Below are 12,688 nucleotides of genomic sequence, written 5' to 3' on the forward strand. Positions count from 1 at the left end.
CATCCTCGAGCGCGATGCACACGTCTGAATTTCACCATGCCTGGCTAACGGCGGAAGGCGACAACGGCCACTCCGGTCAGCCGGAAGCGACCTTCCCGTGGTGGAGCTTTACCAAGACGGTGCTCGCCGCCGCCGTCCTGCGGCTGGTCGAAGCCGGTCGCCTGCAGCTGGATACGCCGTGGCGGGGCAAGCCGTTTACGCTGCGCCAGCTATTGCAACACCGGGCAGGGCTGCCCGATTACGGTCATCTGGAGGCTTACAAACACGCCGTAGCCGCCGGGGAAGAGCCCTGGCCGCGTAAGCGCCTGCTGGCGGAAGCCGAGGCCGACCGCCTGCGCTACGAGCCCGACACCGGCTGGGCTTACAGCAACGTAGGCTACCTCTACGTACGGGAGGCGGTCGAAGAAGCGACGGGGCAGCACCTTGGCGCGGCGCTGCGGACGCTGGTGCTGGAGCCGCTGGGCTTCACCCGCCCCTATTTGGCGGAGACAGTCGCAGATTTACAGCAAACCGCCACGCCTCCCCCGGCAGGTTACGCGCCGGGCTGGGTCTACCATGGCTCGCTCATCGGCACGCTACCGGATGCGGCGGGCCTCCTGCAGGCCCTCCTCACGACCGATTTTCTCCGTCCGGAGACGCGGGCCCAGTTTACCGCGCGCCACCCGCTCGACTTCATGATGCCCGACCGCCCATGGAGCGCCTGTGGTTACGGGCTGGGTCTCATGGCCGGCGCGATCGACGACCTGGGGCCGACCTTCGGGCATACGGGCCAAGGCCCCGGCTCGGTCATCGGCGTCTGCCACTTCCCAGAGGCTCACCCTCCGGTGACGGCGGCGGTTGCCTGCGCATCGGAGCCGATGGGCGTAATGGAGTTCGAGCTGGTGCGGGTAGCCGCTAGGCGTTCAGAGGCAGCGAATCACGCTTTTGCCCCAAGTCGGCTTCAAGATTGAGGTCGCCCACGTCCCAGCCGTCGTGGTGGAGCATGCTGGCCAAGGTGCGGCGGCGTTCATCGAGGCGGCGGTAGCCTTCCCGGATCGTCGCTTCGTCTTCCAAGGGGATGCCCGCATGGCGCAGCGAATCGAGCTCCGGTAGTGGCAGCGCCGCATCGCTGCGCCGGGTAACGCCGTGTTCGAGCGTTTCCAGGTAGGCATCGAGAGCGCCCCGCATGTTTTGCAACACCCGGTCGTTGGGCCGCACGTCGCGGTGCACTGCCACTTCGAGCAGCGTCACGACCTCATCGAGCTTGGCAATGGCGAGGTAGATCGACTTGCGCGGCTCGCGCTGGTGGAAGTAGTTGAGGATCGGGTAAACGAGGTGCGACTGGCCCTGCAGGATCACTTGCTGGCTGAGCGAGGGGCCGAGGAAAGGCGGGTCGCCGAAGTCGCTACCGCTCCACTCACGCGTGATCATGTCTTGCGGGCTGCGCCCAAAGCAGGCGAGCTGGATCGCAAGGCACTTGCCACTGAGCACGTTGGACACCACCGGCACAAAGTAGGTGATGGCCACCGTGAGGTAGGTAATGCCGCAGAACGAGAGAAAGGCGGCGTAGAGCTGCCAGGCGCCCCCGGCAGGCGTGTAGCCGCCCAGCCCGAGGGTGGAAATCGTATAGCCGACGAAGTAGATCGTCTCGTCCACGCCGGCCACCTCGCCGGTGCTGGAGTGCGTCACCGCGCCCGGCTGGGCCAGAAAGATCAGGCTGTTACCCGCCCAAATCCAGAACGTCCAGTGCGCAAAGAGCAGCACGAGGATGATCATGCCGCCCTGGCTGAGCAGGCCGCTGTCGCTGCGGTGGCCGCTGAGCTTGAGCAACAGGCGCCACAAGGCGTGCCCCAGGCGTGCCGTGATCGGGCCCGCTCCGGTCGACGAGATGGCAGTGAGCGCAAAATCGTAGGCGATGAGCACGAAAATCAGGACCCCCAGCCCCAGGAACAGCCAATTCATACCGTTCCATGAGGCTGGTTTCGTGCCAGTTTGGCCAAATGGGCCGTTAGCGCGTCACATCGGTAGTGTCGCCGCGCAGCGCCACCGGCCTGCCGAAGATCTCGGCCAGCACGATGCCTTTGCGGGCGGCTTCCGGATCGTGCAGGATCTGGTGCATCGCCTCCTGGATCGGCACGTCGCTACCGCCCCAGCCTTCCAGCCCCGGAGACGCAGCCGCACTCTGGCCGTGCCCCCATGAGTCGGATTTGGCGCGCGAGCGTCGAGAGATTTCCTCCGCCTTTGCACGCGCGATTTGATGTTCGCGTTCGGCCTCACGAATGCGTTGCTGCTGCTCGCGCAGGCGCTGCATCACATCTTCCTGCGGGCGAGGCTCGGCCGGCATACTGCGCGGCGCTGGCACCGGCCGCTCGCGGGCAATGTCGCGCACCGGGCGTGGCAGCGGCGGGGGCGCATCCACTTCTGCGGGGCGAGACTGCTCGGCGTCGGACTTGAAGGGATCGTAGCGGCGCTGCGAGCCTTCGACAGGCTCGGGAGCATGCACCGGACGGATCTCGCCCGTACGCTCCTGGCGCTGCTCGGCGTAGCGGCGACGCAGCTCTTCCTGCAAGCGGCGGGCTTCGTCTTCGGAAGTCTCCCGCCTCTCCTCCATGCGCCGCTTCACCTCGGCCCATTCGCCGCCCGTGCTTTGCTCGGAGGGTTCCTCTTCGCCGTCGTTTTTCTTCTTTTGCGACGACGCGAACATCTGGAACAGCACCCAGAGGATCACGAAGATCACCGGGAGCAGCTCCTCGAAGTTGAATGCGAGATAAGGCATCATGCGTCAAAGAGCCGGGCGCGATGGGCACGCCCGGCAGAGGGGCTTACAGTTTGCCTTGCTCGCTGCCCTTGCCCGGCTTGGCGATAGAGCCGCGCATGTCGGTGTCGGACTCGATGTTCTTGATGCGCATGTAGTCCATCACGCCGAGGTTGCCGCTGCGGAAGGCTTCGGCGATGGCCAGCGGCACTTCGGCCTGAGCTTCGACCACCTTGGCCTGCATCTCCTGCACCTTGGCGCGCATTTCCTGCTCGAGCGCCACGGCGGCGGCACGGCGGATTTCGGCCTGGGCCTGCGCCATGTTCTTGTTGGCCACAGCCTGGGCTTCCTGCAGCTGGGCGCCGATGTTTTCGCCCACGTCCACGTCGGCGATGTCGATGGAAAGGATTTCGAAGGCCGTACCCTTGTCGAGGCCGCGGCCCAGCACGTTGCGGGAAATCGAGTCCGGGTTTTCGAGCACCCACTTGTAGGAATCGGCCGAGCCGATAGTGGTGACGATGCCTTCGCCCACCCGTGCGATAATGGTCTCTTCCTGCGCGCTACCCACGTAATCCTTCAGGTTGGTGCGCACGGTCACACGGGCCCGCGCCTTCACTTGAATGCCGTCCTTGGCCACACCGTCGATTGTGACGCGCCCGGAGCTTGCTGCCGGGCAGTCGATCACCTTGGGATTGATGGAGGTGCGCACCGCCTCCATCACGCTCTTTTCGGTGCCCTTGGTCGCGAGGTCGATGCCGCAGGCGGTGTCCCAATCGAGGGGGATGTTGGCCTTCTGGGCGTTGATCAGCGCGGCAGTGGTGCGGATGATATCGCCACCCGCCATGTAGTGGGTCTCGATCTCGTCGGTGCTGATGTTGAGGCCGGCCTTGACCGCCATGATGCGCGCATCGACGATGGCGGAATACGGCAGCTTACGAAACAGCGCCATCACCACGATGCGGAAGAACGGGACCTCCGCACCGGAAGACTTGGCCTTGATCCACGCGCTGCCAAACGACAGGGCGAGGAAAATAAATACCAAGAGGAAAAGACCGAGCAAACCGAGGCCGATCAGAGAGAGAAACGTCATGTCCATAGGGTCGGGAATCAGGAAGTTGATAGATTAACGCGCAATAAATTCAGGATGAACGGAGCGGACGCACCACGATGTGAAAGACGGTCTGGCCAATGACTTCCACTTCGGTGCCGCGCGTCAGATAGTCGCCCTCGGAGCGGGCGGTGTAGGAGCCCTCGCCTACGCGCACCGTGCCGGTGGGCGAAAGATCGCTGATCACGTGGCCACGCTGGCCGATCAGCTCGGCCGGGGCCGTGGTGGCTTCGCGGCCGGTGCCGGTCGACTGGCTGGAGTGGCGGAACCACTTGGCCACGCGCGAGCTGGAGAGGAACTTCAGCTCCGCCACGAACATGCCGATCGTGACCACCAGCCCGGCGAAGAGTACCCAGAAGCCCGTGGCCAGGCCGTCCGTAAAAGTGGCGGTGGCGGCGGCGATAAAAATCAGGAAGACGGCGATGAGCCCAAGGATCCCGCCCGGCAGCAGGAACTCCATGGCGAAAAGGACGCCGGCGATACCCAGGATGACAAGCCAACTCATGCGTCCTCGCGCTCCACGATAAGGTTGAAGGTGCCGTAGGCGGTCACCTTGATGCGTTCGCCGCGCTTGAGCAGGCCTACCGGCACGCTGGCGGCAAAGCGCTGGCCGTCGACCTCCACCTCGCCCAGCGGGTGCAAGTCGCGCGTGACGACGCCGCAGGTGCCGAGGTCGGGCCAGTCGGGCCGTTTGCGCTGGCTGCCCAACTGCACGGCGGGGATGTCTTGCGCGGCCCCGGCGGGGGTAGGCGCGCTCGTCAGCACCAGATCGCGGTGGAAGGGCAGTCGGTGCATGTTTTTGACCGCCAAGGCGAAAAGTATGATCGCCGCGATGACGATGGCCACCAGCTCCCACGCTGCCGCCAGCACGCTGCCGAGCGATACGGTGACGCCCACCGGGCTGGTGTCGCTCGGCCAGACGTCGGCCAGGCCCCAAACGAGGCTGCCCAGCAGCATACACGCACCGATCAGCCCCAGTACGAAGCCGCCGGGCGTGATGAAAATCTCGACAAAGAGGAGGATACAGCCGACCGCGAAAATCACGAATACCTCGTAGCCCGCGAGGCCCGCCACAAACTGACTGGCGAAAAAGACGCCGATCAGCGTCAGCCCCGTCGCACCAAAGACGCCGAAGCCGGGCGTCTTGAACTCGATGAAGAGCAACATGATGCCGATCGTCAGGAGCAGCGGCGACACCATGTCGAGGTACTTGGCAAAATGCTCCGCCGCGCTCACCTCGTAGCGTTCGAGCGTCCAGATGCCCTCGCCGAAACGCTGATCGAGCAGGGCCTCGACGCCCGGGGCGATGCCGACGCCAAAGAGCGGCACGGGCGGCTCGCCGTAGCGGGCCATCGCCTCCTCTGCCGTCAGCGAAAGCAGGCTGCCGGAGGTCTTGAGCACCTGGCCGTCGCGCTCCAGCACAAAATCGGGGTCGCTCATCGCTCGCATCACGTCGGCCTTGTGCGGGTGCTCGGCCTGCATGGCGCGCATCTTGGCCTGCATGTAACTGTCGAGCTTGCGCTTCATGCCGCCCTCGATGGATTCGCCGGTAGAGGTAATGGCTTCGGCCGCCCCGATCACCGCGCCGGGGGCATACCAGATTTCGTCGGCCGCAAAGGCAATAAACGCCCCTGCCGACACCGCCTCCTTGTTGACGTAAGCGATGGTCAGCCCGTCGAAGCTCTGCAGTCCTTCCATGATCTCCAGCATCACATCGAGCCGACCACCCGGGGTGTTCATGTCGAGCACCAGCACATCGACATTGTGTGCGATGGCTTCCTTGCTCGCCCGGCGCAGGATAAACTCGTTGGGCTTGGAGATGACGTCCGTAATAGGCACGACGTAGACCGTAAGAGGCGAGCCGTCGTGGGCCTCAAAGGCTGGGGACAGGTCGTCTGCACTCGAAACGCGGCGCAAAGGCTCGGCAGCGGGAGTGTTGGCAGGATCGGCAGCGGGCTCCGGGTCAGATGGCTGCTCGGTGATTTCGTCCTCGCCCTTGAGACGGTCGAGCAACGATTGGGCGGTCAGGGCCGGGCTCAAACCGAGCCAGCAACCGACCACCAATCCCAAAAACGCCGTCCAGCTCCTCAGGTGCATAACTCTATCCTGCAAAAGAAAAAGCGTGGAAGCAAGTCAACCCGTGCGAGTTCCGACGCGAATGGCATTACAACTTTGCGCCGTTTCTGGAATCGGCCGCGCTGACGCAATCCGATTTGATCCGCCGCCGCTTTTGCCCCAGCGTGTCTTCCCCTTGGAAACCGACGCCACAGTTGCCGCCGCCCGCAAGGACGCCCTGCGCGCCCAAGCCCTCGAATTGGGGGTCGATGCCTTTGGCGTGGCCCCCATCCGCCCCGAGCTGCGCCGCGAGTATTTCCTGCAGTGGCTCGCGGAGGGCCAGCATGCCGAAATGGCCTGGATGGCGCGCGATCCGGAGCGCCGCCTCGACCCGCAACTCGTCTTGCCCGAGGCGCGCTCGATCATCGTCTGCGGCTTCAATTACCTGCAGCCTGAGCCCGAGCGCCGGGGCCGCATCGCCAAGTACGCCCTGGGCAAAGACTACCACAACGTATTGCTCAAGAAGCTGAAGCGGCTCTGCCAGACGCTGCGCGAGTGGGGCGGTATCAACAAGCCCTACGTCGACACCGGGCCCGTGCTCGAAAAACCCATCGCCGAAGCCGCCGGGCTGGGCTGGCAGGCCAAGAATACCCTGGTGATCAACCCCGACAACGGCCAGTACCTCTTCCTCGCGCTGATCCTGACCAGTATCGAGCTACCGGAAGACGTGGCGCCGCGCGAACGTTGCGGCTCCTGCACGCGCTGCATCGACGTCTGCCCCACCCGCGCCATCACCGCACCCTTCCAACTGGATGCGCGCCGCTGCATCGCGTACCTCACGATCGAGCACCAGGGCAGCATCCCGCTGGAGTTCCGCCGCGCGATGGGCGACCACCTTTTCGGCTGCGACGAGTGCCTCGACGTCTGCCCGTGGAACCGCTGGGCGCAAGCCACCCGCGAAGAAAAATTCGAGGCGCGCACCTACCCGGACTTGCGCGAAATGCTCGCTTGGCAGGACGAGGATTTCAACTCCGCCACCTCCGGCACTCCCATCCGGCGCCTGAAGCTGCCCCGCTGGAAGCGCAACATCTGCATCGTCCTCGGCAACACCGGCACCCCCGCCGACCTCCCCGCCCTCCAGCGCACGGCAACCGACCCCGACCCCATGATCGCCGAACACGCGCAATGGGCCATCGAAGAAATCAGGCTGAGAAACGAGGTTGTTTGAACAGGAGTTTGAGGAGTAAAAGAAGTTCCCAGCAATGAAAGAGGTGGAACAGAAGAACTCAAAGGACGCGAAGACTGAGCATTGAATCCGGGCTTTGCGCTCTTCGTGTTCTTCTGTTGAAATTCAACTCCCTCAACTTCCTAAACTCCTGTTCAATCCTCCCTTCCTATGTCCGACGAACCGATCCACCTCCCGATTGATGGCGTGCTGGATTTGCACCAGTTCATGCCGAAGGAGGCCATTGCGGTGGTGGAGGCGTATCTGGAAGAGTGCCAGAAGGCCGGGATCAAGGTGGTGCGGATCATCCACGGCAAGGGCAAGGGCGTGATGCGCGACCAGGTGCACGCCTACCTCAAGCGCCACCCCGAAGTGATCGGTTACAAGCTGGGCGGCGAGATCGGCGGCTGGGGGGCCACGGTCGCCCGCCTACGGTAGCGTCATTGTGACACAGCGGACGAGCTGACATACGAGCGTGCCAAAATGTCTCACATGGGTTTTAAAGGCAGCGGCAGCTTTTGTTGTAAATCAACGACTTAAGCATGCCATTTCGTCTGGCATCGCGCCTGCATTATAGGTCGGCATCAACTGAAACCGAACCTTTAACACCTGAACTACCATGACCTTGATCCGCTACCCGCAAAACGTCTTCAACAGCATCCAGGAACTCGACCGCTTCTTTGACGAAGCGTTCACTGCCTTCTCTCGCGGCAACGGCACCGCAGCCGGCGTCCAGCGCCCGGCGGCCGACTGGCTCGAGGAAGACAAGAATTACCTCGTCCACCTCGAACTGCCCGGCGTGCCCAAGGAAGCCGTCAACATCTCCGTCCAGGACGGCGTGCTGACGGTCGAAGCCAAGCAGGAGGCGAAGGAAGAAAATCGCCAGCGCCGCTTCCACTACCGCCGCAGCTTCCACCTGCCCGACACGGTGGATGCCGAGGCCGTAACCGCCAAGCTGGAACACGGCGTCTTGCAGCTGACTTTGCCCAAAGCAGAAAAAGCGCAACCGCGACAAATTGCCGTGGAATAAACAAATGTTTTGCAACTCTTACCTTTATTCGACGATGAATAACTTAGTTCCTTCCCAGTCGAATCGTATCGCTGACTCCGCTACCGCCCTGCGCCGCCCTCAATATGAAGCTGAGCGCCGGGATTCCGGTTACCAAGTGCAGGTTTACCTCCCTGGGGTAGCCCGCGATGCGATCCAGCTCACCTTCGAAAACGAAGTGCTCAGCGTCCGTGGACGCCGCCTTGCGACGGTCGGCGAACAGCAGAAAGTGCTGCACCGGGAAACTTTTCTCGGAGAATATCGCCTCGATTTGAACGTTGACGCAAAGATCGACGTCGAAGGTATTAAAGCAACTTACGAAAATGGCGTGTTAAGCGTCGAGCTGCCCTTCGCTCCGGAGGTCCAGCCCCGCCAAATCGCCATCCAGTAAAAAAGAGAATTTTATGCAGCTGCGGCGTGAGACACCGCAAGACTGCCAGCGACCAACAGACAGACAGCGACAGGACAGAGAGAAAGCAGAGAGTAAGCGAGACAGGGTAACCGGGTAATTTTACCTGGAAACCAAGGGCCGGTCCGAAAGCAGCGGACCGGCCTTCTTATGTACCGGTTTAGCCGCCCCCCGCAAAAGTCCACGCGCGCAAAAAAAAATGCATCACCGTTTGGGGATGCAGCTAGAATGTAGTGGCAGTGGGCTTACGATTGCTCCGAGACCATCCGGTGGCGTGGCACACCCTCCGAGGTGCATTTTGGAGAGGAAACGGCCCGGGGGTCTTCGCTTCGCTCGACGCCCCGGCTAAGCGATGGCGTCCCTCACGGGATACCTGGATCACGCAGCAAGCGGAAGTTGGCCAGACCTTTGGCGCGGGGTGAGGCCACGGGTGGTTTCTCAACGCCCGCTCTTACCTAGCACCGCAGGCACTCGAGCAGATCGTAGGCGGCGTATTTCTTCAGCTTGCGGTAGATGAAGTCGAGGGAGCTGTTCACGGCGCGCTGCTTCACCGCCTGGCGCTGGCCAGGGTGGATCAGCTTGCACGACCACACGCCGACGGGGCTGTGGTAGCCGATGTAAATCGTGCCGGGCGGTTCGCCATTGCCGCCTTCCGGGCCGGCAAAACCGGTGATTGCCACCGCGTAGTCTGCCTCCAGCCGTTCGGCGACGCCCGTCGCCATGGCGACCGCGCACTCCGCACTGACCGCTCCGTGCTGCTCCAGCAGGCAACCAGGCACGCCCAACAGGGCTTCCTTTACCTCGTTCTGGTAGCACACGATGCCGCCGGCAAAGACCTGCGAAGCCCCGGGCACATCGGTAAAGCGGCTGGCCAGCAGGCCTCCGGTGCACGATTCGGCCACCGCGAGGCGGCTGTTGAGACTGCGCAGCTTGCGCAAGATCCAGTCTTCAACTTCGGGCGTACCATAGCCGAGGAAACCGTCGCCAAGCAGCTCCGCACATTCTTCGCCGATGTCTTGAAGCTGGCTCCACTCCACGCGACCGCCGATGGGGCGCAACCGCAGGTCGACCAAGCCGTTGTGGGCGCAGTAGGCCGTACTGATCTGCCCGGCGTGGCGGTTGAAAATAGGCTCCAGGCGCGTCTGCAAGTAGCTCTCGCCCACCCCGATGGTGCGCAGTTGCAGGTAGGCAGGCCGCTCGAGCGCGAGGCCTCGGTTGATCAGGCGCGGCAACACCTGCTCTTCGAACATCGGCTTCAGCTCGTGGGCGGGGCCGGGCAGCATGATCAGCAGCTTGCCGTCGATCTCCAGCCACTGGCCGGGCGCCGTCCCGTTGCTGTTTTTCAAGCGCTCGGCGCCGTCGACCACGTAGCACTGCCGCAGATTGTTGGGCGTCACTTCTCGACCGCGCAGGGCGAAAAATTCGTGCAACTCTTTGCCTTGGGCTTCGTTGAATACCAGGTCGCGGCCCAACGAGGCGGCGATCGTCTCGCGCGTCAGGTCATCCGTCGTGGGGCCCAGGCCACCGGTGGTGATCACGATGTCCGAGCGCTCCCAGGCGGAGAGGAAGGCGGTGCGGATATCGTCCTCCTCATCGCGGATTTCCTGCGTGCGCTGGATGGGCAGGCCATGACGCGTCAACCTGTCGCCCAGGTAGACCAGATGGCCGTTGCTGCGGATGCCGAGCAAAAGCTCGTCGCCTAAAAAAATGATTTCGAGGTGCTTGGGAGAGTCCATACCAGCGAGCTTGCGTGATGGAAACGCGGGCGTTTGCGTTGTGCCGCCCTCTGTGACTACTATATTACGAAAAGTGCGGGATGCCACCCCCTGACCAGAGTAAACTCAAGGAAAAAGTTCGCCGCCTGCCGGAGAGCCCGGGCGTATACCTGATGAAGGACCGCTTTGGCTCCGTCTTGTACGTCGGCAAGGCGAAGCGGCTGAAGCACCGCGTGAGCAGCTATTTCCAGCGTTCGCGCCGCCACCAGCTGCAACAACCCAAGGTCGTGGCCATGCTCGACCTGATCTACGACTTCGACTACATCGAGGTAAACAGCGAGAGCGAAGCCCTGTTGCTCGAAGGTCGGCTGATCAAGGAGTGGAAGCCGAAGTACAATACCGACTTTACCGACGACAAGCGCTTCCTGCTCGTACGCGTCGACGTGGAAAACCCGCTGCCCCGCTTCCGCCTCGTGCGCTTTCGGCAAAGCGAGCAGAGCCTCTACTTCGGGCCCTTTGCCCACGCCGGGCGCCTGCGCAAGACGCTGGGCGAGCTGCGCCTGAAATACGGCATCCTCCTCAGTGACGCCTCCCCCACCCGTCAGGAAGACGGCACCTGGCGGCTCTACGACGACGTGCGCGCGGAGATCTACGGTCACGAAAACGTGCTGACCGAAGAGGATTACCAGGAGCGGGTGCGCGCAGCCTGCGTCTTCCTCGAAGGCAAGAGCCGCGAATGGCTGGCCGATCTGGAAGACGAGATGCGCAAGGCGGCCGAAAATCGCGAGTTCGAGCGGGCGGCGGAGCTGCGCGACGTGCTCTTTGCCCTCAAGGGCACGATCGAACGCACCCGCAAATTTACCCGACGCGACGTGCTCAAGCCGACCAATACCAATACCGAGCCGGTGCTGGACGCACTCGCGGAAGCCCTCAAGCTGCCCCACCCGCCCAAGCACATCGAGTGCTTCGACATCTCGCACGTCAGCGGCACCTTCTGCGTCGCCTCGATGGTCCACTTTACCGACGGCCTGCCCGACAAGGCCAATTACCGCCGCTTCAAGATCAAGACCTTCATCGGCAACGACGACTTTCGCTCGATGGAAGAAGTGGTGGGCCGCCGCTACCGCCGCCTGCACGAGGAAGGCAAGCCCTTCCCCGACCTGGTGGTGATCGACGGCGGGCGTGGGCAAGTCGGCGCGGCCCTGAAGGCCTTCCTGATGCACGAGCTGGAGCCTCCCCCCTTGATCGGCCTCGCCAAAAAGGAGGAAACCATCCACTTCAGCGACGCACGAGAGCCCTTGCAGCTCCCCAACCACAGCGCGCCCCGCCTCTTGCTGCAGCGCATCCGCGACGAGGCTCACCGTTTTGCCAACACCTTTAATGCCGAGCTGCGCCGCAAACGCATGAAAGAGACGGTGCTGCACGAGTTTGATGGACTCGGCCCCGTCCGCCGGGAAGCGTTATGGGAGCGCTTCAAAAATCTCCCCCGCCTCAAGCAGGCGACCGTGGATGAGTTGCAACTGGTCGAAGGCATAGGCCCAAAGCTTGCGCAACGCCTCCATGAATTTCTGCAGAAGGCTTGAGAAATATACCTAATGCTAGGAATTCCTCCTATTATGAGGGATGCTCTTGTTAAAATGCACGAGCAAAGGCCGATTAGCCATACTGTGGAACGAGAGTCGCCAACTATGATCAGTTATCCCGGCACCCATTTGCCGCAGGCACGCCGCGCGGAGCTGAGAAATCAGTTGAGCGACGCGCTTTCGGTCATCCTTCTGCAGACGGACCTCCTGCAGGACGACCATCTAACGGTCGACCTGGCCCATGAAACGGCTCTGGAAATCCGCCGCTCCGTCCAGCAGATGCGCAGCCTTCTGCGTTACCTGTAAGCGGCATATCTGGGCCTGAATCCTCAGGCCATGCCTAAGCGCTTGCCACCCGGGCCGGTCTGGCAAGAATCCCGGCGTTGCAGGCGCAGATGCCTGCACGTGTCTCCACTTCTCACCTCCCGCTCGGACCATGCAGCAAGAGATCGAAGTCTCGCCCGGCCAAACGATCATTCAGCAAGGCGAAGAGGGTATTGGCTTTTTCATCCTCAAAAGCGGCACCCTCGAAGTCTACAAGGACGACGTGCTGCTCGCGATGCTGATGTATCCCGGCACCGTCTTCGGCGAAATGGGCGGCATCCTCGGCCGCCCCCGCACCTGTACCATCCGCGCCAAGACGCAGGTCTCCATCATCCACGTGCAGATGGAGACGGTGGAAGAGCTGGTGCACGAGCAGCCCGAGATCGCGATCAAGATCATCAAGACCCTCGCCAACCGCCTCGACCGCACGACGCAAAAGCTGATCGACACCGCGCTCGAAAACCCGGTGTGGGCGGCGCGGTAGCCC

14 protein-coding genes are annotated in these 12,688 nt (G+C 62.9%); 8 read left to right on the forward strand and 6 right to left on the reverse strand.

Annotation, left to right across the window (positions count from 1 at the left end; translation table 11 throughout):
• Positions 1 to 14: 14 nt before the first annotated feature.
• Positions 15 to 950: a serine hydrolase domain-containing protein gene (locus Q7P63_09675; GenBank protein ID MDP0500356.1), complete on the forward strand. Its 936-nt coding sequence runs from the start codon at positions 15 to 17 to the stop codon at positions 948 to 950.
• On the opposite strand, the gene Q7P63_09680 is transcribed toward Q7P63_09675, so the two are convergent.
• Genes Q7P63_09680 through Q7P63_09700 form a run of 5 tightly spaced genes read right to left on the reverse strand, consistent with a single transcriptional unit; the run spans position 895 to position 5,939 of the window.
• The gene (locus Q7P63_09680; protein ID MDP0500357.1) at positions 895 to 1,941 is read right to left on the reverse strand and encodes a potassium channel family protein; all 1,047 of its coding nucleotides are present in this window, start codon (positions 1,939 to 1,941) and stop codon (positions 895 to 897) included. The two genes, Q7P63_09675 and Q7P63_09680, sit on opposite strands and share 56 nt — an antisense overlap.
• 46 nt (positions 1,942 to 1,987) lie before the next feature.
• Positions 1,988 to 2,755 (reverse strand): hypothetical protein, encoded by a 768-nt coding sequence (locus tag Q7P63_09685; GenBank protein ID MDP0500358.1) that lies wholly within the window; start codon positions 2,753 to 2,755, stop codon positions 1,988 to 1,990.
• Between the two features lie 46 nt (positions 2,756 to 2,801).
• Positions 2,802 to 3,824 (reverse strand): flotillin-like protein FloA, encoded by a 1,023-nt coding sequence (gene floA / locus Q7P63_09690; GenBank protein MDP0500359.1) that lies wholly within the window; start codon positions 3,822 to 3,824, stop codon positions 2,802 to 2,804.
• 49 nt (positions 3,825 to 3,873) lie between these two features.
• Positions 3,874 to 4,347: an NfeD family protein gene (locus Q7P63_09695; GenBank protein ID MDP0500360.1), complete on the reverse strand. Its 474-nt coding sequence runs from the start codon at positions 4,345 to 4,347 to the stop codon at positions 3,874 to 3,876.
• A complete protein-coding gene (locus Q7P63_09700) occupies positions 4,344 to 5,939 on the reverse strand; it encodes a hypothetical protein (GenBank protein ID MDP0500361.1) in 1,596 nt (531 codons plus the stop codon). Before Q7P63_09700 ends, Q7P63_09695 begins: the two co-directional genes overlap by 4 nt.
• A gap of 133 nt (positions 5,940 to 6,072) precedes the next feature.
• Between Q7P63_09700 and queG the strand changes: the two genes are divergently transcribed.
• The 4 genes from queG (at position 6,073) to Q7P63_09720 (ending at position 8,561) form a co-directional block, all read left to right on the forward strand.
• The gene (gene queG, locus Q7P63_09705) at positions 6,073 to 7,125 is read left to right on the forward strand and encodes a tRNA epoxyqueuosine(34) reductase QueG (GenBank protein MDP0500362.1); all 1,053 of its coding nucleotides are present in this window, start codon (positions 6,073 to 6,075) and stop codon (positions 7,123 to 7,125) included.
• Between the two features lie 168 nt (positions 7,126 to 7,293).
• Positions 7,294 to 7,560 carry a Smr/MutS family protein gene (locus Q7P63_09710; GenBank protein ID MDP0500363.1) on the forward strand — a complete coding sequence of 89 codons (267 nt, stop codon included), beginning with the start codon at positions 7,294 to 7,296 and terminating at the stop codon, positions 7,558 to 7,560.
• A gap of 181 nt (positions 7,561 to 7,741) precedes the next feature.
• Complete coding sequence (locus Q7P63_09715) at positions 7,742 to 8,152, forward strand: Hsp20/alpha crystallin family protein (GenBank protein ID MDP0500364.1); 411 nt, start codon at positions 7,742 to 7,744, stop codon at positions 8,150 to 8,152.
• Positions 8,153 to 8,186: 34 nt separating this feature from the next.
• Entirely contained in the window at positions 8,187 to 8,561 is a 375-nt protein-coding gene (locus tag Q7P63_09720; protein ID MDP0500365.1) for an Hsp20/alpha crystallin family protein, read from the forward strand.
• A gap of 473 nt (positions 8,562 to 9,034) precedes the next feature.
• Here Q7P63_09720 and Q7P63_09725 read toward each other — a convergent pair whose 3' ends face one another.
• Positions 9,035 to 10,315 carry a CinA family nicotinamide mononucleotide deamidase-related protein gene (locus tag Q7P63_09725; GenBank protein ID MDP0500366.1) on the reverse strand — a complete coding sequence of 427 codons (1,281 nt, stop codon included), beginning with the start codon at positions 10,313 to 10,315 and terminating at the stop codon, positions 9,035 to 9,037.
• 80 nt (positions 10,316 to 10,395) lie between these two features.
• Between Q7P63_09725 and Q7P63_09730 the strand changes: the two genes are divergently transcribed.
• The 3 genes from Q7P63_09730 to Q7P63_09740 all read left to right on the forward strand — a co-directional run bounded on the left by Q7P63_09730 (position 10,396) and on the right by Q7P63_09740 (position 12,685).
• Positions 10,396 to 11,877: an excinuclease ABC subunit UvrC gene (locus Q7P63_09730; GenBank protein MDP0500367.1), complete on the forward strand. Its 1,482-nt coding sequence runs from the start codon at positions 10,396 to 10,398 to the stop codon at positions 11,875 to 11,877.
• A 105-nt stretch (positions 11,878 to 11,982) separates the two neighbouring features.
• Positions 11,983 to 12,183 carry a hypothetical protein gene (locus tag Q7P63_09735; protein MDP0500368.1) on the forward strand — a complete coding sequence of 67 codons (201 nt, stop codon included), beginning with the start codon at positions 11,983 to 11,985 and terminating at the stop codon, positions 12,181 to 12,183.
• A 130-nt stretch (positions 12,184 to 12,313) separates the two neighbouring features.
• Complete coding sequence (locus tag Q7P63_09740) at positions 12,314 to 12,685, forward strand: cyclic nucleotide-binding domain-containing protein (GenBank protein MDP0500369.1); 372 nt, start codon at positions 12,314 to 12,316, stop codon at positions 12,683 to 12,685.
• Positions 12,686 to 12,688: the final 3 nt, after the last annotated feature.

Source organism: Verrucomicrobiota bacterium JB022, from assembly GCA_030673845.1.
GTDB lineage: Bacteria > Verrucomicrobiota > Verrucomicrobiia > Opitutales > Oceanipulchritudinaceae > WOUP01.